Consider the following 18,358-nt stretch of genomic DNA (forward strand, 5'->3'; position numbering starts at 1 on the left):
CATGCCTTTCGGTCGGGCAGGGGGAGGGAGGCATGGTTCAGCCGTCGAGGGGCTCGTAGTCGAACCAGTCGAAATGGACGGTGCCTGCCGCGGCGTACATGCCGATGACCCGGCCCGTGAAGCCGCCGGCGACCTCGGTCGACAGGTAGCGGCCGTCGAGGGTCGCGAGCTCGGTGAGCGTGCCGTCGGGCTGCTCGACACCGAGGGAGACGACATCGGGTCCCGTGCACGGCCCGTGCGGAGACGGCGGTTCCGTGGTCATGACGGCGAGGACAACCGGCCCGGCGGGCACGGACTGTTCGGCCACGACCGTGCGCAGGGAGCCGACGCGTGCGACCACCCGCACCCGCGTGCCGGACACCTCGATCGCGTAGTGGTGCCGCTCGTCAAGCCGGACGGCGAGGCCACCGCTTCCCTCCGCGGCATCGACCAGAGTGCGCGCCCGGCACGACAGATGCTGCTGGCGCCGGCCGGTGAACACCACGTCGGGCTCGTCCAGGGAGCCGCCCCGCGCACGGAGTGTCAGCCATCCGGGGCGCTCCTTGGTGGTGCAGTGCTCGGCGGGCCGGTCGCGCAGGGAGATCCAGGACGGTCGCAGTTCGGTGTGCTCGAAGTCGTCCCGGTGCTCCTCGGCAGGACTGGGGGAGAGCGGCCACGGGAGTTCGGGCAGGTCCAGGGCGACCTCGCCGACGACCGGCCAGTCGTCCACCCAGGTCACGGGGGCCAGGAAGGTCTCCCGGCCGAGCACGTGCCAGCCCGGCGTGCCGCCGCCCGGCCGGACGCCGAGCAGCACCATCCACCAGGAGCCGTCGGGGCCTTGGACCAGGTCGGCGTGCCCGGTGTTCTGGACGGGGTGGTCGGTGCCGCGATGGGTGAGGATCGGGTTGGCCGGGCACGGCTCGAACGGGCCGGCGGGCGTACGGCCGCGGGCGATCGAGACACCGTGGCCGCGCTCCGTGCCGCCCTCGGCGATGAGCAGGTACCAGTAGTCGCCGATCCGGTACAGGTGCGGCGCCTCCGGGGCCTTGGCGCCGGGCGCGCCGGACCAGAGCCTGTGCGGTGTTCCGTACGTCTGCCCGGTGGCCGGGTCGAGTCGGACCTGTGAGACCCCGGCGACCGTGCACCAGCAGGTGCCGTCCTCGTCCCACACCAGGTCGGGATCGATGCCGGGGACACCCGGCGCCCAGATGGGGTCCGACCAGGGTCCGGCGGGGTCGGTGGCCGTGACGATCAGATTGCCGCCGCTCTCGCTGCAGTTGGTGACGATCAGCCAGAAGCGGCCGTCGTGGTGGCGCAGGGTGGGGGCGTAGATCCCGCCGGAGGACGGCATGGAGGCGGGCAGACGCAGCTGCTCCGGCCGGTCCAGGGCGTTGCCGATCTGCGTCCAGTGCACCAGGTCACGGCTGTGGAAGAGGGGTACGCCGGGGAAGTACTCGAAGCTGGAGCAGGCCAGGTAGTAGTCGTCGCCGGCGCGGCAGACGCTGGGGTCGGGGTGGAAGCCGGGGATCACGGGGTTGGCGAAGCGTTCGTCCGGCTGGCGCAGAGGGGGCACCCGATAGGTCCTCTCGTCGATTCGTGAGTGATGTGGGCGTGGGGTGGTTCAGGAAGCGCCGGGGTCCGTGGCGGTGATGCGGAGGAGAACGGCGGACGGCGCGCGGTGGGCAGGGTCAGGATCAGCTCGGCCGTGCCGGGCACCCAGGCGGAAACGACCCGGCTGGCCGAGGGGTAGAGCATGGTTGCCCGACCAGCCACGGCCGTGACCCGCGGCCGTCACCTCCACCAGGGGCAGGGACGCACCGGGGATTTCCCGCGCCTCGCCGGGCAGTCCGAGATGCGTGAGGCGCGGGCTGCCGTCGTCAGCGAGGACGATCTCGAGGTGAAGGGCCTCGTGCCCCCAGTGGAGGGTCACCTGTTCCTTGGTCATGTCGGCCCTTTCGAGGTCAGAAGCTTCTGCCGTTCAACTCATGACTCCTGGCGGCGGCCTTCCCACGGCAGCTGTCGAAGCGCTTCACCTCCAGGCGCAAGTTAACGGACACTTTTCGCCTGAAACAAGGGTCTCTACCGCGACACACTTACTCTCGCTGGTCCATGAGCCGCCCATCAGGGCGAATGACATAGTCGAAGCGCTTCAACACCGGCAGGTCGACGCGGCTACCGACTCCAGCCCAGGGCAGGCCGCGGCCAGCGGCATCCGCCACCGATGTTCTCCCGGAACCCTGCCCGGAGGGGCGCGGGTCCCGGGGCGCGGGTCATCCGGCGGTCAGAGTGGTCCACTTCTGGTTGGAGCCGCCGTTGCAGTCCCACAGCTGGAGCTGCGTGCCGTCGGCCGTGGAGGAGCCCGGAACGTCGAGGCAGCGGCCGGAGGCGGGGTTGCGGTAGCCGCCGTTGTACGGCTGCCGGACCTGGTTGGACCCGCCGTTGCAGGTCCAGGGCTGCACCCTGGTGCCGTTGGCGGTGCCCCGGCCGGCGGCGTCGAGGCACTTGCCCACGGAGCACAGGGTGCCGTCGGTGTAGGCGGACCAGAGCTGGTTGGCTGTGTCGCCGCAGCCCCAGATCTGGACGGCGGTCCCGTCGCCGGTGCTGGCGCCGTTGACGTCCAGGCACTTGCCGGCGATGCCGGAGGACACGCGTGCGGGGGCGGGGACGGGGTTCCTCAGCCACCCGGCCCCATCCGCGGCCTGGATACCGCGGTGGAAGGCGTCGGCCATCTTCTGGTACCCCGCGTCGTTGGGATGCAGGGTGTCGGCCAGGTCGGCCGTGGTCAGGCTGCTCATGTCCACGTGCGCGACGTGCTTGCCCGCGGCCTGTGCGTCCCTCACGATCTGGGGGATGCCCTGATTGTACGCGGCACGGTACTGCTCCTCCGAGCCGCTGGTGGACACGACCAGGGAGGCCACGAGGACGGTCGCGTCGGGGGCGGCGGCGGTGACCTGGTCGACCAGCGACCTCAGCCGGGCGGTGGCGGTGGAGACCTGGTAGCTCTCGTTGAGGTCGTTGGTGCCGATCATCAGCGTCACGACGTTGGGCCGGTAACGGGTCAGCGAGGCGTCGGCGAGTGCGGCGATCTGGTGGATCTTGTATCCGGAGTGGCCTTGGTTGTCGGGGTCGGACATCGAACCGCCCCGCAACGTGCCGACGAAGTCCAGCGGATGACCGTCTGCCGCGAGCTTGTTCCACAGCGGAGCCCGGTAGCCGTTGCCCGTGCTGCTTCCCACACCCCAGGTGATCGAGTCGCCCAACGGCATGACCCGCAAGGGCGTGTTCGAGGCGGCGGAGGCAGGGGCCACACCAGCCGCCGACACGCCGAGCGCGGCAGCGACAAGCGTGACCAGGGGGAGAAGCCAGGACTTTCTCATGCAGGCGTCCTCTTCTGCGAGTGATCGCTCAACCAACGGGGCTGAACGCCGTTCAGTCAGCGGTCCGGCAGTAGCGCGTTTTCCCGTCGGCTGAGCGGCGCCTGACGTGCCGGCAGAACGGGCGGGTGGGAGCCTCTTGGGGCTGTGCGTTGACAACACCGAGTCATCCGGCGTCCGGCCCGCTCGAGAGGCGGGTCGTCCGTGGGCAATCGGTGCCGTCACGAGTTCATCGGACCCGCCCCGCGGTGTGCACCTGTGCCAGCACTCCTGACGCGCGGACCAGTTGCCACTGCTGGTTGGCCCCGCTCCAGTCGGCGTACTGCACGACCCTGGCACCGTCGGTGGTGGAGGCGTTGAGGCCCTCCACGGCCTTGCCGCTGCCCCGGTTGACCAGCACATACCAGGCGTTGGTTTCGAGCCCGACATGGACACATCCCTGATGCGGAAGGGGACCCTCAGCGGGCAGGCATCGTCCGGCGCCGACCGGCCAGGAGCGTGTAGCGCCCGGCCGGCATCACCACGTCGGCGGCGGTCTCGTCAGGAAGCGGGCGAGCATCGCCCACTGACTCATGTCAGCGCCGATCACACCGATCACGCAAGGGCAGTTGTGAAGGACGACTACCAGGACGCCTCGTCGCCGCGATCGCCTTCCCTTACGCGCATCCCAGTATCATCAACGTCACCCTCGGCATGCGGACTCCGGAACAGGTCGGACGAAACGTGGAACTCCATGATGAGCAAGTCCCGGCCGGCCTCTGGGGCGATCTCCGCACTCAGGGGCTGATCAGGTCGGACGTGCTCACGGGGCACGGTGGGGGAGGGACGAGCGGTGTCTCTGACGGACAAGGCCATCGAGCAGATCCGTGAGCTCATCCGGACCGGCGCCCTGCCGCCGGGCTCCAAGCTCCCACCGGAGCCGGACCTGGCCGCTCAGCTGGGCCTGTCCCGCAACCTCGCCCGCGAAGCGGTCAAGGCGCTGGCCGTCGCGCGGGTCCTGGAGGTCCGGCGGGGCGACGGCACGTATGTGACCAGCCTCCAGCCGAGCCTGCTGCTGGAGGGGCTCGGCGGCGCGGTGGAACTGCTGCAGGGCGACTCGGTCGCCCTGCAGGACCTCATGGAGGTACGGCGGCTCCTCGAACCGGTGGCCACGGCGCTGGCGGCCACCCGGATCTCCGACGCCCAACTGGCCGTGGTGAAGCGGCACCTGGACGCGATGCGCGAGGCCCGCGACGACGTCGAACAGCTCAACGCCCACGACGCCGCCTTCCACCGCGCCGTCGTCTCGGCCACAGGCAACGAGAGCCTCCTCACCCTCCTGGAAGGGATCTCCGGCCGCACCCTGCGCGCCCGCATCTGGCGCGGCCTGGTCGACGACAAGGCCGCGGGCCGCACCCTCGCCGAGCACGAGGCCATCTTCAACGCGCTGTCCACCCGTGACGCCGCCCTCAGCCAGGCCGCCGCGCTGCTCCACGTGAGCAACACCGAGCAGTGGCTGAGGGAACACCTGCGCTCCGGCGAACCCATTTCCTTCGAAACGACAACGCGGACCTGACCGGCGTACGCTGCCCGCCACGACAGCCTGACCGGTGACTGGACCCCCCTGGCCGCCACGGAGAGCCAACCCTTCGCCAGCCGCGACAACCTCACCTTCCCCGGCGGAGTCTGGACGGAGGACATCAGTCACGGCGAGATGGTCCGCGACGGCAACGATCAGACCCTGACGATCAATCCATGCCGTCTGCGGTACGTCTACCAGGGCACAGACCCCAGAGCCACCGACGACTACATCAGCAAGCCCTGGCGGATGGGCCTGCTCACCCAGACCAACTCCACATGGTGACCACCTGAACCGTCGCCGAAGATCCACGCGCCCCGCCGGGCGACCCACCCGGCGGGGCGCGTGCTGCTTGCCCAGCGCCACGGCCGCCCCACGCACCCAACGCTGGTCCTCGCGCTGGTGATCCACCGTTACCGCCTGCTCGGCCACATCGACTACCAGCTTGAAGATCAAGCAGTCGCTCACGCATCGCGCACTGCCCGCCCGATCGATCAGATCCTATATTTGACAAAGTCTAATCTAGGGCTCTACGTTTCAGTCTCCTTGAGCAGGTGTGTGCGGCCTGGGTGGGTTTGTTCATGTTGGTTGGCCGCCACGTCTGTCCCCTACTGAAATCGGAGTTGGACATGAGGTGCTACGACTGCCTCCAGGAGGCGCGCAGCGACACCGCCGGCATCGGCGTCTGCTCACGCTGCGGCTTGGCCACCTGCGAGAATCACGCCCGTGTGCGTCAGGTACACGTCACCCGTCAGATCGGTATGGGCTCCTCGCACGGCCGTGTCCCGGCACGCAGGGTGGTGTGCCACACCTGCGACACGGCAGAGACGGCGCAATGACCCCGCATGGTGCGTTAACCACACCGCATCACCGGTCGCAGAATGCGCGCTGTCCGTCCGAGCACGCGCTCTTGGCCTGCCCGGACGCCGTCCCGGATCACTGGTGCGGTGTCCGGGCCTCAGCTGTGACCACGGCTCGACGGGGGCATGCTGGGGCCACGAGCGCGGACGCCATGATGTCGTAGGAGCATGGCGATGACGGATCACTTGCCAGGTGACTGGCTCAAGTGCAGGGGGCAGCAGAGCACTTGGCACGCTCCGTCGCGGATCATGGCCCGCAGAAGGCAGAAGGCAGAAGGCAGAAGGCAGAAGGCAGAAGGCCCGTAAGAGGCCGCGGTGGTACCGGCGCGGCCGGCGCATGGTGCCGCTGACACGGCCGGAGTCCCGCGGCACCGGGGACACGCCGGCGGACGCGGCCAACCGGTCGGCGGTGCCGAAGGCTTCCGCTTCTCGCAAGTGGCGGCGATGAACGGGGCTCCGAGCATGGCTCCCATGCCGGGCGGCAGCGGATCGAGAATGGCCTGCGTGCCGTGCCGGCCCTGGGCTCGGCGTCGGTGTCCAGGAGTAGGACGTTGCTGCCGCCCGGCATCCGACCGCCTGACTTCCTGGGCCTATGCCCGCCGTGTTGTGGCTGTGCGGCTGTGGGTGAGTCGGGTGCGTAGCAGGGCCGCGTCCTGGCCCGGTGGGAGGCCGTAGGCGCTGCGGTACTCGCGGTTGAACTGGGTGGCGCTCACGTATCCGACCGCCTGAGCGACCTGGGCCGCGGTCGCGTCGCCTGCTACCAGGCGCCGTCGTGCCTCTTGCAGCCGCAGGCTTTTCTGGTACTTGAGCGGACTCATGCCGGTGGCCGCTTTGAAGTGCCGGTGCAGGCTGGCGGGGCTCATGTGGGCCGCTGCGGCGATCGCGTCGATGCTGAGCGGCTCGGTGTAGTGCGCGCAGATCCATCGGGCCACCTCGCGTACCCGGGTCGTGGCCGAGTCTGCCGGCGACCACTGGCGCAGGACCGGGCCGAGGGAGCTGCGCAGCAGCCGGTAGAGGATCTCGCTCTCGATCCGGGTGGCGAGGGGGCGGATGTCTTCGGGGGTGTCGAGGAGCTGGACCCAGCGGGTGACCGCGTCGACGAGTTCCGCTGCCATCGGTGCGCAGACCTGCCCCTCGGCGGGCAACGGGGCGCTCTGACCTGTCTCGTCCAGCTCGACGAGCAGCTCGGTGAGCGCCCGGCCGTCGATGTGCATGACGGCGGACCGATAGGGCACCTGCTCCAGCTCGACGGTGACGGGCAGGTCGATCGTGGTGAGGAGCATGTCGCCGGGTCGCGCCACCTGGCTGAGTTCTCCCGCGGTGGTGCGTTTCGTGCCGCCCGCGACGAAGCAGATCATCGGTTCGTACAGCAGGTCGGTGGGTTCGATGGGTTCGTCGACCGACACCAGGAAAAGCCGGGGGACAGTGGTGCCCGAGCCCAGTCCCAGGCAGTGCCGGTCGATTGCCGCGGCGAGGCGGTCCAGCACGACGCACTCCTTCGCTGAGAGGATCAGGCAATCCTGTGCGAGCGACGCCCCATGACCCCCGGGTGCCGTGTCCCTAGCGTTGAGGGCATGGCACAGAACACCACGAACCTTCCCCAGCGTACCCTCGGCGGCCAGGGCCTCAAGGCCGGGACGATCGGTCTGGGCACGATGGGCATGACGATGGCCTACGGGGCATCGGACGACCGGAGCAGCATCGCCACCATCACCCGGGCCCACGAACTAGGGGTCACCCTCTTCGACACGGCAGAGCTGTACGGCCTCGGCATCGGCAGCAACGAGCAGCTCCTCGGGCGCGCCGTGAAGACCTTCCGCGACGACATCCTGATCGCGACCAAGTTCGGTTTCGACCTCACCGATCCGACCAGGATCGGAGCCGCCCTGGACAGCCGCCCCGAGCGCATCCGGGAGGTCACCGAGAACAGCTTGCGCCACCTGGACACCGACCACATCGACGTGCTGTACCAGCACCGCGTCGACCCGGACGTCCCCATCGAGGACGTGGCGGGTACGGTCGGCGAGCTGATAGCCGAAGGCAAGGTCCGCTACTTCGGCCTGAGCGAAGCCGGCCCCGACACGATCCGTCGGGCCCACGCCGTCCACCCGGTCTCGGTGCTCCAGACGGAGTACTCGGTGTTCGAGCGGGCCGTGGAGGCCGACGTCTTGCCCGTCGTACGGGAGCTGGGCATCGGCTTCGTGGCCTATTCGCCGCTGGGCCGCGGCTTCCTCACCGGCGCCGTCAAGCCGGCCGACGAATACTCCGCCTACGACATGCGCAGCAAGGACGACCGCTGGCAGCCCGGCAACTACGAGAAGAACGTCGCCGCGGTCCGCGAGCTGACCGCGCTGGCGCGGCACAAGGGCATCGCGGTCACCCAGCTGGCGCTGGCCTGGCTGCTCGCACAGGGCGACGACATCGTGCCCATCCCGGGCACCCGCAGCCCGCGGCGTCTGGAAGAGAACGTGGCCGCCGCGCAGGTCACGCTCACATCCGAGGACCTCGCCCGTATCCAGGAGATCCTGCCGCACGGATCGGCCGGCTCCCGCTACCCGGCGGCAATGATGCCGACCTGGCAGTGACAAAACGCCGGGGCAGGTGGTGAGGCCTGCGTCGCGGGCCACGAGGCGGCTTTGACGAAGCCGACCCGGATCAGGACGACGGTCGGGGCCCGCACGGCCAAGCAGGTCGGCGGACATCTGCCGTCCGCACGGCTGACGAACACGGCGGAGATGTCCTCCCACGGCGTGGTGCTCGGCACGGTGCGGGGTCAGGCGGCGCTCTTCTGCCGGCGGCACCTGGCGCGGGCGAGGGTTTCGACGAGTTCTTCCCGGCTCAGCTTCGACAGGCCGGCGACGCCCTGCTCGGTGGCCCGCTCGTACAACGCCGCCTTGCTCCGCTGCGGCAGCTCACTCCCGCCCCGGCTGCGGGATGGGGACGATGTATGGGGCGTTCCTTCGGCGACGCCTTCCTGGCCGCCGTCTTCTTCGCGCCCTTCGCGGCGGGCAGGTCGTCATCGAAGGCGGGCAGGACGTCATCGAAGCTGCCGGGAAGCACGATGAGCGCTCTCATCGTGGCCTTCGGGCGGTTCGGTCGCGAGGGCCGGTCTTGGTCGTGAGAAGGGCAACGACCAGCCCGCGACCATGGACGGCTGCGCCAGGCTGGAGCGAGCAGGCCGACGAATGGGCGCCATTCACGGCCGCGCCGTTAGCGGCTGGCGACCGCGCGGTGTAGCGTCGTCATTGAGCAGTCGTGGTTCCGAAGTCCCGTTCGCCCGTGATCACGATCATGGGCGTTCTTGCTGTTCAGCGCCGCTCCGGACCAGGGCGATCACCTCCCGGCCTGCAAGGTGCGGGCCCGGGTTACCTCGAAGGAGCAGGCCATGGCCAAGGGCACCGTGAAGTGGTTCAACAGCGAAAAGGGATTCGGTTTCATCGAGCAGGAGGGCGGCGGACCTGACGTCTTCGCCCACTACTCCAACATTGCCGCTCAGGGCTTCCGTGAGCTGCAGGAGGGGCAGAAAGTCGAGTTCGACGTCACGCAGGGCCAGAAGGGACCGCAGGCGGAGAACATCCGACCGGCGTAGCCACAGCGCCAAGTCGTTCCCCACGGGGCGGGCAGGCGTCCCCCGTCGCCTGCCCGCCCCGTCCCTGAAGGCCTGCGGCCCCGAGCAGACCGCTGCTGCAGCTGGCCCCGGCCGTCATCGTGCTCGTCGTCACGTCGGCGGCTGCGGCGTGATCCTGGTGGGGCACGGCACGACAGCCGTCACCGTCTTGCCCGCCCGCACGGATCTTCACCTGCACGAATCCGGTCACTGCACCGGCACGCTGCAGCGCATTGACGAACAGCTCCGACACGTCCGGCCACCGCCGCTGCTGCGCTGCCGGCCTCGGGCGCAGCCACGGATCAGAACCCGTGGGCGACGTCTCTGGCCCGCCGCCCACAGGTCGCTGTCGCCCAGAGCTCCGGGGTCCTCCTGGGGTGAATACAGTGCCGTCGTCCTCTTCGCCGGCACTCCGGAAATGTTCGGCGTTTCCCTCACCGGCCCCTACGACCAGCTCCTTGGCCGCCGCACCCGCGGCACGGCCACCGCAGGCAAGAGCCGGGCAGCGGGTCCGTCGAGCCGGTCGAGGGTGCTGGCCGGGATGCGGACCCGTTCAGTCCGGCGGCCGGCCGATGTCCCGTGTTCCGTGTTCCGTGTTCCGTGTTCCGTGTTCCGCGGGGAAGTTGAACGCAGAGCGAACATTGGTGTCAGAGCCCTGACGGGCCGTTCGGACAGACATACGGTGACCCCACCATATGAGCTCTGGGAGTGGCGGGGGACCACCAATGGAGTGGCTGAGCATTGAGAACGTCATCGCCGTCGGCACGTCCGTCCTCGGTCTCCTCGTGCCCATCGCGATGTTCCTGTACGACCGCCGGGTGCCGCGCCGCAAGCTGATCGGCTACCGCGTACAGATGGACAGCCCCATAGGCGACGGATCTTCCAACCCCCGCCTCGGCGACTTCGACGTACCGAACATGGCCGACGCGTCGCTCGTCCTCCTGCGCATCGAGAACGACGGATCGCAGAGCGTCGCCGACAATGACTACACCTCATCCGAAGTCCATGGTTTGACCGCCGAGTTCACGGGCCGCACGGTCCAGGCTGTCGCGGTCACCCAGCCCTCCGGCATCGAGCATCTGAACAGTCACTTCACGAGCGCCAACGGGTTCGAACACGTCGGCAGCACGGTGACCATCCCGCGCGTCCCGCTCAATCCGGGCGACCACTTCAAGCTGCTGGTGCTGCTCTCCGGCGGTCCGGCCGAAGGGGAGGTCAAGCTGATCGGCGGCCTCCGGGACGGCCGGGTCCACCGCAACAGCGCTCCCCAGCCGGACGACAAGCTGCGTACGTTCAGTCTCCCGGCCCGGCTGCTCAGCGGCGCGCTGGCCCTCGCCGTGCTCGCCCTCGCCGGCATCATCCTGCTCCGGGTCGGCAGCCCGATGGAGTGCGAGCAGGGCGAGTTGACCCTCACGGGCTCGACCGCCTTCGAGCCCGTCGTCCGGACGCTCGCCAAGCAGTACGAGAACAAGTGTCAGGGCGCCGACATCTCCGTCGAGGTGCGGGGCAGCGAGGACGGTGTCTTCGAACTCGCGGAGCTGGGTGAGCGATCGGCGAGCGCCGCCCAGTCCGTGATCACCTTCTCGGACGGGCCGATGGGGGAGCGCTGGGACCTGACGGGGAAGGAGGTCGCGGTGTCCTTCTTCACCCTCGTCGTGCACAAGGACATCGACCTCGGCCCGCACGGACTGTCTCTTCAGGAGGTGCGGGACATTTACGCGGGCAAGTACCAGCGCTGGGGCCAGGTCGTCCCCGGCGAGGAGAAGATCGCCGACCTGCCCATCGTTCTGGTCAGCCGGGGGGACGAGTCGGGTACGCGGCAGATCTTCCAGGACCGGGTTCTCAGGGGGTGGGAGCAGGCGCCGAGCACGTCACTGGACTGCAGGCCGCCCGCACTGGCCGGTGACACCGTCACGCGCTGCGAACTCAGCTCGACCAGAGCTGTCCTGAACAAGGTCGAGGAACAGCCCGGCGCCATCGGCTACAGCGAGGTCGGCCTCGCCAGGGAGCGAGGGGGCAAGGTGAACACGGTGCCCTTGGCCGGCGGCTGGCCCGACGACCGGCAGATCGACCTGGGCGCCGGTCGCTACCCGTACAAGGACATCGAGTACGCCTACACCTACGGCCCCCCTCGCCCTGGCTCCCTGGCCGCCGGCTTCCTGGCCTACCTCGACGAGGCCACCAGCCAGAACGTGATCCGCGGCAAGGGCCACCTGCCGTGCCTGCGGGAGCCTGAGCAGTGCAGGTGAGGCTCCGGATCCACGTGCGGCGTGCTTGATCGCCCACGAGGATCATGGGCGCCATGGGCCCGCGCCGAACAGCCCGAGGCCCCCGCCGGCCCGCCGGCCCCGCCCGGCGAGCCTTTCTGCCATTCCGGCCACCGGCATGCGCCGACGTCCCTCGCATACCGATGGCGGAGAGTTGTTCCCGCTCTGGCTGCGGAACAGACCAGTCCCGGTCGGAGCCTTCGCTCGTCACATGGGCGGCTCAGGGCGGGGCACTCGTGTATCCGTCCACTAGCGAAGGGAACCGATCATGGTAGTCGCCGCCGTTATCGCCGTGTGTGTTGTCCTGGCCGTCCTGGCCTTCCTCGTCCCCCGTCTCTCCCGCCATCCCGAACGCGGCACGCAACGTACGCTCGGTGCCGGGGCGCGGGCCGGTGGCAAGGCGCCCGGCATTCTGGGCCGACTCTTCAGTAAGCCCTTCCACACCAGTTCGCGCGCGGTGACCCGCAGCGGTTCGGCAGGCCGCCGCTCCCGCGGCCGCATGCCCTTCTGACCGACGGGCGGGCCGGACGGGAGCCTGGTGATGAACGCCGAAGACGCGGACAAATTGCTGGACGGACTGACTGTGGATGCCCGTCGGCGAGAGCAGCCGATCGTGCTGGACGAAGACGGGCGTCCCATCCGGACCTGGCAGGAGAACTATCCGTACGACCGCAAGGTGGGCCGCAAGGAGTACGAGCGGACCAAACGCATCCTGCAGATCGAGCTGCTCAAACTCCAGCGGTGGGTCAAGGACACCGGCGCCCGTGTGGTCGTCGTGTGCGAGGGACGTGACGCGGCAGGCAAGGGCGGCACGATCCAGCGGCTCACCGAGCGGCTCAACCCTCGCGGCGCACGGGTGGTCGCCCTGGACAAGCCCACCGAACGCGAGGCGGGCCAGTGGTACTTCCAGCGGTACATCGCGCATCTGCCGACGGCCGGGGAGATCGTCTTCTTCGACCGCTCCTGGTACAACCGAGCCGGCGTGGAGCGCGTGATGGGGTACTGCTCCAAGGACGAGTACGAGCTGTTCTTCGACCAGTGCCCGGCCTTCGAACGGATGCTGGTCGACGACGGCATCCTGCTGGTGAAGTTCTGGTTCTCCGTATCCCGCTCCGAGCAGCGCACGCGCTTCGCGATCCGGCAGGTCGACCCGGTGCGACAGTGGAAGCTCTCTCCCACCGACCTGGCCTCGCTGGACCTCTGGGACGACTACACCGAGGCGAAGGTCGACATGTTCCGCGCCACGGACACCCCACACGCCCCCTGGACCGTCGTCAAGAGCAACGACAAGCGGCGCGCCCGGCTGGAGACCATGCGCAGTCTGCTGTCGCGCATCGACTACGCCAGCAAGGACCGCGAGGCGATCGGCACACCCGACCCCCTCATAGTCGGCGCCGCCGACACCCTTCTGGAGCCCGGTGAGGAGGACACCACACTGTCACCCACTCCGCTGTCCTCCGACACCGAGGGGCCCGGCAAGCATCCTGGGACCGACTGACGGTCACACGCCCCTCGTCTCACCGCTGGGGCCCAAGCCTGCGTCATGGCTGCGCGGAGGGGAAGAGCGCCTCCCGAGCCTCCAGGACGCCCATCCACACCGGCTCCCACTCCCTCCTTGGCGTCGATGGCGTTGATGGTCTCGATGTAGGCGGTCTGGCGTTGGCGAGGAAGAACCGCGTGGTCGCACCGGACTGCTTGAGATCGTGGATGCGCTCGTCGACATAGCCGAGGTCGTTCAGAATCGCCCTGACCTTGGTGGGGGTGGGTTCCACCAGATCCCAGAACGCCTGGGTGATGCGCACTTCATGGAGGGCGCTCGCGCACCAGTCGCGAGGGTGGGGTGCGCCTCCTCGTTGACCCCGCTATCAAGCCCTTCGACCTGCGGTCTCAAGTGGGCGGAGGCGCACTCCGCACTCCACACCCCGCGCGCTGTACGCACCACGACGCGCGTGACGGCTGACTCCCCTCCCGACCGCTCCACCCGGTGCGCCCATGCACCGTGACGGCGCATCAGGTGCCGTGCACTGTCCTGGGCTTCGGCGAGGACATGCTGGGGTGCGCGCCGCCGACAGCACTCGGCGTTGAAGGATGACTCGCGTAGGGTGCCCGGGTCATCGAGTCGGAAGGCGGGTTGCGGCGTGGCACCCAGGAAAGTGACGCGGGACCAGTTGGCGGGTGCGGCGCGGGCCGCGCTGGGCGGTGGGAGGCGGCTGGAGGCGGTCGAGCGGCTCGCCGGCGGCACCACGAAGGGCGTCTACCGGCTGACGATGGACGACGCCATGACGGCGATCGCCTATCTGTGGGAGGACTCCGAGAACTACTGGCCGATCACCGAGCACGATGGCGACCTCACCGACCCGTTCTCGCCCGGTATCGGGCTCGACCTGTTCGAGGCCGCGCACAGGCGGCTGGAGGCGCTGGGCCTTCGGGTCCTTGAGATCCACCTGGTCGACCGTGACCGCACCCACTACCCGGCCGACCTCGCGATCGTCGAGGACGTGCCCGGCGGGGACCTGATGGACCTGCGCAAGCGAGACCCGCGCGCTGCGGAGCCGACCATGACGCGTCTCGCCGAGAGCCTGGAGATGATGCGCGGCCACCGGGCGCCGTCCTTCGGCAAGGTGGCCCTGATCGACGCGGGCGGCACGTCACGTTGGACCTCGTGCGAGCAGGCCGCGCTCGCCTTCGCGCTGCGCTGCCTCGCCGAGGCGGCCGTGCGCGACCCCAGGATCGCCGACGTCCGCGATCAGCTGGAGGAGCGGCTGCGGCAGCTGACCGCGGCGGTGCGGCCGCGCGCCGAGTACAGCGTCGTCCACGGCGAACTGGGCCTGGACCACGTCATGGTCGACCGAGACGGCCATCCCGTCGTGATCGACATCGAGAACCTGCTGTACTTCGACGTCGAGTGGGAGCACGTGTTCCTACGCCTTCGCCATACCGCCGACCAGTACCAGCAGCTCGCGGTGGACGGCCTCGACGAGGACCGCCTCGCGCTGTACAAACTCACCCAGCATCTGTCGCTGACAGCCGGCCCGCTGCGCCTGCTCGACGGGGACTTCCCCGACCGGGAGTTCATGCGAGGGATCGCCGAGCACCACCTGAACGAGGCGCTGGCGCTGGTCCCGACGGGCTGATGTTGCGACCTGCGCGTGGGCGTCAGGGCTGGGTGATCTCCGAGATCGTCGGTCGCAAGAAGCCGGACGGGTCCTCCGGCATCACGTCAGCGCACGGGACGGCCCGCCCCCCGGGTGAGGGGGACGGGCCGTCGAGACCGAACCCGCAGGACTCAGCCGGCCGGCGTCGGCTGTTCGGCTGGGGCCCGCGTGCCGCCGAGGCGGCAGGAGTCGGCGCCGGTCTCGACGAGGATGCCGTTGAAGGTCAGGCGGCGGCCGAGGATGACCGCATCGGGGCGAGGGCCGGTGAAGTCCTGGCCGGGCCGGCTCGGTCTCTTCCACTCGTCTGGCGGGTCATGCCGCGCAGTCCAGACGCTGACGTTGGTCGGCCGTCAACTGCAGTGACACCCCTGCGACCGCCTCGTCCAGCTGCTGGATGGTGCTGACTCCGACGATCGGCGTGGCGGCCGGGTTCCCTCCGGTCAGCCACGCCAGCACCACCCGGTTGCGGTTCGTGCCGGTCTCGTCGGCGATCTCGTCGAGTACCGCGAGGCGGCGGGTGGTGCCGGGATGGTCGTACTCGGTCGGCAGCGGCTTGTCCGTGCGGGTGTAGCGCCCGCTCAGCAGCGGCGTGTACGCCCACAGCGCCATGTCCGGGTGGTGCTCCAGGTAGTGGAGCACCTCGTCGGTGACCGCGCCGAAGCGGTGCACCACGGTGGGCCGGGTCCCGGGACGCGGTTGCAGGTACGTGTGGTGCAGCTGCACCGCGGTGAAGCCGGCACTGCCGTGGGCCCGCGCGATCTGCCGCGCCCGCTCGATCTGCCAGGCGGGATAGTTGGAGCAGCCCAGGCGGCCGACCGTACCCGCGGACACCAGCTCGTCGAAGGCGGCGACCGTCTCTTCCAGCGGTGTGGCCGGATCGGGCTTGTGGGCCCAGTACAGCTCGACGTGGTCCGTACCCAGTCGTCGCAGACTGCCCTCGATCCCGTTCTTGACGGCCCCGGCCGTCAATCCCTCGGCCGTCTCCGGGAACCGTCCGGCCACGGTCGGCTCGCACCCCACCTTGGTGCTGATCCTGACGCGGTCACGCACGCCCGGGCGGCGTGCCAGCCACCGCCCGAGCAACGCCTCGCTCTGTCCGCCGAAGCCGCTCGCGTCCTCCCAGAACGCATAACAGTTCGCGGTGTCGATCCACACGCCTCCGGCGTCCACGAAACGGTCCAGGAGCTCGAACGACCGGCGCTCGTCCTGAACCGTGCCGAACAGCATGGCCCCAAGGGCCAGATTCTCCGTCATGTGCAGCACGCTAGGCGGATTCGGATCGGCGGTACGCTCCAATCTTGTGACCGTTTCCCAGACCAATCTCGCGTGGGCGACACTGCTGGACATCCGCCCTTCGGACGGCGGGCAGCGCCGTCTGCACGATCGCCTGGCGCACGCGCTGCGCACCGCGATCCGCGACGGCCGGCTGGCACAGGGCGCCGCCGTGCCGCCGAGCCGAGCGCTCGCCGAGGAACTCCGCTGCTCCCGCTGGGTCGTGACGGAGGCTTACGGGCAGCTGATCGCCGAGGGATACCTCAGCGCCCGGGCGGGTTCCGCCACGCGTGTCGCGTGGGCACCGGACACCCCGCGGCCCCGGCCTCGCGCAGGACGGCCGCCGGCGAAGCCACCGATCCGCTACGACCTCGCGCCCGGCCTGCCCGACCTGCGGGCGTTTCCCCGCCGCCGCTGGGCGGACGCCGTCCGGACGGTCACCGGCTCGGCCGTCCGCTACGACCTGGGCCTGCCCGATCCCGCCGGGCACGCGGTGCTGCGTACCACCCTCGCGCAGTACCTGCGACGATCACGCGGCGCGGACGCGCACGCCGGGTCGGTGTCCGTGTGCGCGGGCGTCACCGACGGCCTGGTCCGCACCTGCCGGGCGCTGCGCGCCGAGGGGATCACCGACCTGGCCGTGGAACAGCCGGGCTGGGGGCGGCTGCGGGACGCCGCGACGAGCGCCGGCCTGCGCGTGCACCCAGTGCCCGTTGACCACGACGGCCTGCGCGTCGACGACCTCACCGGGACACCGGCCCGGGCCGTCGTCGTCGGCGCGGCACACCAGTTTCCCACCGGCACGGTGCTCTCCCCGGCACGCCGGGCACGCCTGGTGCGCTGGGCCCGCGAGGTCGACGGCTTCGTCATCGAAGACGACTACGACGCCGAGTTCCGCTACGACCGCCACCCGGTCGCCGTCATGCAGGGGATGGACCCCAGCCGGGTCTTCCTCCTCGGTTCAGTCAGCAAGACCCTCTCACCGGCCCTCGGACTGGGCTGGCTGGTCGCACCCGCCGCGATGAGCCCGGCGCTGCGGGCGGCGAACCTGGTCGCCACCGCGCCACCGGTACTGGACCAACTCGCACTCGCCACCTTCATCGACCGCGGATGGTACGACGCCCACCTGCGCGCGGGGCGGCGCCGCTTCCGCTCCCGCCGCGACCTGCTGATCCGCACCCTCGACGCGCAGGTACCGGACGGCCGGGTCGCCGGCACCGCCGCCGGGCTGCACATCCTGCTCCACCTGCCCGACAGCGCCGACACCCGCAAGACGGTCCGGGCTGCGGCCGCCGCCGGGCTGCGCCTGGCAGACCTCGACGACTACCACGCGCACCGGTCGGCACGGCCCGCGCTCGTCCTCGGTTACGGCAACATCAGCGACACGGAGATCCCCCCGGCCATCACGCTCCTGCGTGAAGCGCTGCGTTCACCGAGGACCTCACCACCAACGCGTACCTTCGAGCGAGCCAGTCCGTAAACGACACGGACTGACCGCCCAGGTTCAGAGGAAGGATCTGGTCACAGGTCGCCCGGCCGTCGAACCAGAGTGAGCCCCGGTGCGGACCGGTGACGACCAGTAGGGTCGAGAATCCGCAAACGTTGTCCTGGATGAACACGGCGCCGGACGTCTTGCGCTCCTGAAACACCTCGTACTCGGCACCCCACTGCTCCCCTGCTGCCTTGTAGGTGTTGTGGTCCGAGAAATCCTCCTTCAGCGGCTCGCGCGCGTCCAGCTCGTCCTCGTAAACACGGTAGGAGTCGGGATGCGGGAAGGCGGTGGTGAGCAGGTCGCAGTTGGTGTCCGAGTCCTCATGCCAGCCCCAGCCTGCCGCGGATCGGCACAGGTGGTTCACCGCGCCGTCGGCGTCCTGCTGCCGCAAGTACTCGCGGTACTGGTCCGGGAACGCGATGCCCAGCTCTGCCTCCGCTTCGCGGATCTCCGCTTCGGACAGCGGCGCCGGGCAGGTGCGGAGTTGATTGCCGAGCGGAAGGGCGGCGCCGGACTGAAGGACGAGCTCGCCTTCACCGACCGGGTCCTGGTGACGCTCCTGCGAGACCGCCGGCCTCACTCTCGTGCACGAGTCGCGACACACCGAACTCGACGCCCTGCCCACAGCTTTGGCGGGAGAGCCAAGCCAAGCGCGCGGCAGGTCTTCCGAGACAGAGGCCACAGCTTCCACAGAAAAGCTCTCCTGCTCTTTTCCGCTCACGGTCTGCCAAGTCCTCCGAGGAACCGCGAGATTCTGCCGGGTTCTGCGACCCCCGAGCCGCGCGCATTACCCT

At 69.7% G+C, this 18,358-nt stretch carries 19 protein-coding genes and 2 pseudogenes; 11 read left to right on the top strand and 10 right to left on the bottom strand.

Annotated features, from left to right (window positions below):
• Window positions 1-37: 37 nt before the first annotated feature.
• From HDA41_RS39805 to HDA41_RS42955, 5 genes and pseudogenes are all read right to left on the bottom strand, one after another.
• Complete coding sequence (locus HDA41_RS39805; protein WP_184992845.1) at window positions 38-1,552, bottom strand: glycoside hydrolase family 43 protein; 1,515 nt, start codon at window positions 1,550-1,552, stop codon at window positions 38-40.
• Window positions 1,553-1,600: 48 nt separating this feature from the next.
• Window positions 1,601-1,924, bottom strand: coding sequence for a hypothetical protein (locus HDA41_RS42100; RefSeq protein WP_260423396.1), 324 nt, complete (start codon window positions 1,922-1,924; stop codon window positions 1,601-1,603).
• Between the two features lie 325 nt (window positions 1,925-2,249).
• The gene (locus HDA41_RS39815; RefSeq protein WP_184992847.1) at window positions 2,250-3,356 is read right to left on the bottom strand and encodes an SGNH/GDSL hydrolase family protein; all 1,107 of its coding nucleotides are present in this window, start codon (window positions 3,354-3,356) and stop codon (window positions 2,250-2,252) included.
• Window positions 3,357-3,582: 226 nt separating this feature from the next.
• On the bottom strand, window positions 3,583-3,822 hold the full coding sequence (locus HDA41_RS39820) for an RICIN domain-containing protein (RefSeq protein ID WP_184994132.1): 240 nt from the start codon (window positions 3,820-3,822) through the stop codon (window positions 3,583-3,585).
• Window positions 3,816-3,951, bottom strand: a pseudogene (locus tag HDA41_RS42955) (aldo/keto reductase); the annotation flags it as partial. The gene HDA41_RS39820 and the pseudogene HDA41_RS42955, both read right to left, overlap by 7 nt.
• Window positions 3,952-4,185: 234 nt before the next feature.
• Between HDA41_RS42955 and HDA41_RS39825 the strand changes: the two are divergent.
• From HDA41_RS39825 to HDA41_RS42960, 3 genes are all read left to right on the top strand, one after another.
• Window positions 4,186-4,908, top strand: coding sequence for a FadR/GntR family transcriptional regulator (locus HDA41_RS39825; protein ID WP_184992849.1), 723 nt, complete (start codon window positions 4,186-4,188; stop codon window positions 4,906-4,908).
• A gap of 27 nt (window positions 4,909-4,935) precedes the next feature.
• Window positions 4,936-5,196 carry a non-reducing end alpha-L-arabinofuranosidase family hydrolase gene (locus tag HDA41_RS39830; RefSeq protein WP_184994133.1) on the top strand — a complete coding sequence of 87 codons (261 nt, stop codon included), beginning with the start codon at window positions 4,936-4,938 and terminating at the stop codon, window positions 5,194-5,196.
• A gap of 344 nt (window positions 5,197-5,540) precedes the next feature.
• A complete protein-coding gene (locus tag HDA41_RS42960) occupies window positions 5,541-5,750 on the top strand; it encodes a DUF2180 family protein (protein WP_184992851.1) in 210 nt (69 codons plus the stop codon).
• Between the two features lie 318 nt (window positions 5,751-6,068).
• On the opposite strand, the pseudogene HDA41_RS39840 reads toward HDA41_RS42960, so the two are convergent.
• Both HDA41_RS39840 and HDA41_RS39845 read right to left on the bottom strand, forming a co-directional pair.
• Window positions 6,069-6,250: pseudogene (locus HDA41_RS39840) on the bottom strand (transposase); the annotation flags it as partial.
• 111 nt (window positions 6,251-6,361) lie between these two features.
• A complete protein-coding gene (locus tag HDA41_RS39845; RefSeq protein ID WP_184992853.1) occupies window positions 6,362-7,258 on the bottom strand; it encodes an AraC family transcriptional regulator in 897 nt (298 codons plus the stop codon).
• Between the two features lie 87 nt (window positions 7,259-7,345).
• Between HDA41_RS39845 and HDA41_RS39850 the strand changes: the two genes are divergently transcribed.
• The 6 genes from HDA41_RS39850 to ppk2 all read left to right on the top strand — a co-directional run bounded on the left by HDA41_RS39850 (window position 7,346) and on the right by ppk2 (window position 13,143).
• On the top strand, window positions 7,346-8,356 hold the full coding sequence (locus HDA41_RS39850) for an aldo/keto reductase (protein WP_184992855.1): 1,011 nt from the start codon (window positions 7,346-7,348) through the stop codon (window positions 8,354-8,356).
• Window positions 8,357-8,718: 362 nt separating this feature from the next.
• Window positions 8,719-8,892 carry a hypothetical protein gene (locus tag HDA41_RS39855; protein ID WP_184992856.1) on the top strand — a complete coding sequence of 58 codons (174 nt, stop codon included), beginning with the start codon at window positions 8,719-8,721 and terminating at the stop codon, window positions 8,890-8,892.
• A 264-nt stretch (window positions 8,893-9,156) separates the two neighbouring features.
• The gene (locus tag HDA41_RS39860) at window positions 9,157-9,360 is read left to right on the top strand and encodes a cold-shock protein (protein WP_007379522.1); all 204 of its coding nucleotides are present in this window, start codon (window positions 9,157-9,159) and stop codon (window positions 9,358-9,360) included.
• A gap of 743 nt (window positions 9,361-10,103) precedes the next feature.
• Window positions 10,104-11,627: a PstS family phosphate ABC transporter substrate-binding protein gene (locus HDA41_RS39865; RefSeq protein ID WP_184992858.1), complete on the top strand. Its 1,524-nt coding sequence runs from the start codon at window positions 10,104-10,106 to the stop codon at window positions 11,625-11,627.
• Window positions 11,628-11,913: 286 nt separating this feature from the next.
• Window positions 11,914-12,156 (top strand): DUF6411 family protein, encoded by a 243-nt coding sequence (locus HDA41_RS39870; protein ID WP_184992860.1) that lies wholly within the window; start codon window positions 11,914-11,916, stop codon window positions 12,154-12,156.
• Between the two features lie 30 nt (window positions 12,157-12,186).
• Window positions 12,187-13,143 carry a polyphosphate kinase 2 gene (ppk2, locus tag HDA41_RS39875; RefSeq protein ID WP_184992863.1) on the top strand — a complete coding sequence of 319 codons (957 nt, stop codon included), beginning with the start codon at window positions 12,187-12,189 and terminating at the stop codon, window positions 13,141-13,143.
• 43 nt (window positions 13,144-13,186) lie between these two features.
• Here the strand turns inward: ppk2 and HDA41_RS39880 are convergent, their stop codons facing one another.
• The gene (locus HDA41_RS39880) at window positions 13,187-13,447 is read right to left on the bottom strand and encodes a hypothetical protein (protein ID WP_184992865.1); all 261 of its coding nucleotides are present in this window, start codon (window positions 13,445-13,447) and stop codon (window positions 13,187-13,189) included.
• A gap of 351 nt (window positions 13,448-13,798) precedes the next feature.
• On the opposite strand from HDA41_RS39880, the gene HDA41_RS39885 reads away from it, so the two are divergent.
• The gene (locus HDA41_RS39885) at window positions 13,799-14,779 is read left to right on the top strand and encodes a phosphotransferase (protein ID WP_184994135.1); all 981 of its coding nucleotides are present in this window, start codon (window positions 13,799-13,801) and stop codon (window positions 14,777-14,779) included.
• A 333-nt stretch (window positions 14,780-15,112) separates the two neighbouring features.
• On the opposite strand, the gene HDA41_RS39890 is transcribed toward HDA41_RS39885, so the two are convergent.
• Window positions 15,113-16,054, bottom strand: a complete 942-nt coding sequence (locus HDA41_RS39890) for an aldo/keto reductase (RefSeq protein WP_184992867.1) — start codon at window positions 16,052-16,054, stop codon at window positions 15,113-15,115.
• Window positions 16,055-16,100: 46 nt separating this feature from the next.
• On the opposite strand from HDA41_RS39890, the gene pdxR reads away from it, so the two are divergent.
• Window positions 16,101-17,552, top strand: coding sequence for a MocR-like pyridoxine biosynthesis transcription factor PdxR (pdxR, locus tag HDA41_RS39895; RefSeq protein WP_230299750.1), 1,452 nt, complete (start codon window positions 16,101-16,103; stop codon window positions 17,550-17,552).
• On the opposite strand, the gene HDA41_RS39900 is transcribed toward pdxR, so the two are convergent.
• Window positions 17,476-18,285 (bottom strand): SMI1/KNR4 family protein, encoded by an 810-nt coding sequence (locus tag HDA41_RS39900; RefSeq protein WP_184992871.1) that lies wholly within the window; start codon window positions 18,283-18,285, stop codon window positions 17,476-17,478. The two genes, pdxR and HDA41_RS39900, sit on opposite strands and share 77 nt — an antisense overlap.
• Window positions 18,286-18,358: the final 73 nt, after the last annotated feature.

The organism is Streptomyces caelestis (genome assembly GCF_014205255.1).
GTDB lineage: Bacteria > Actinomycetota > Actinomycetes > Streptomycetales > Streptomycetaceae > Streptomyces > Streptomyces caelestis.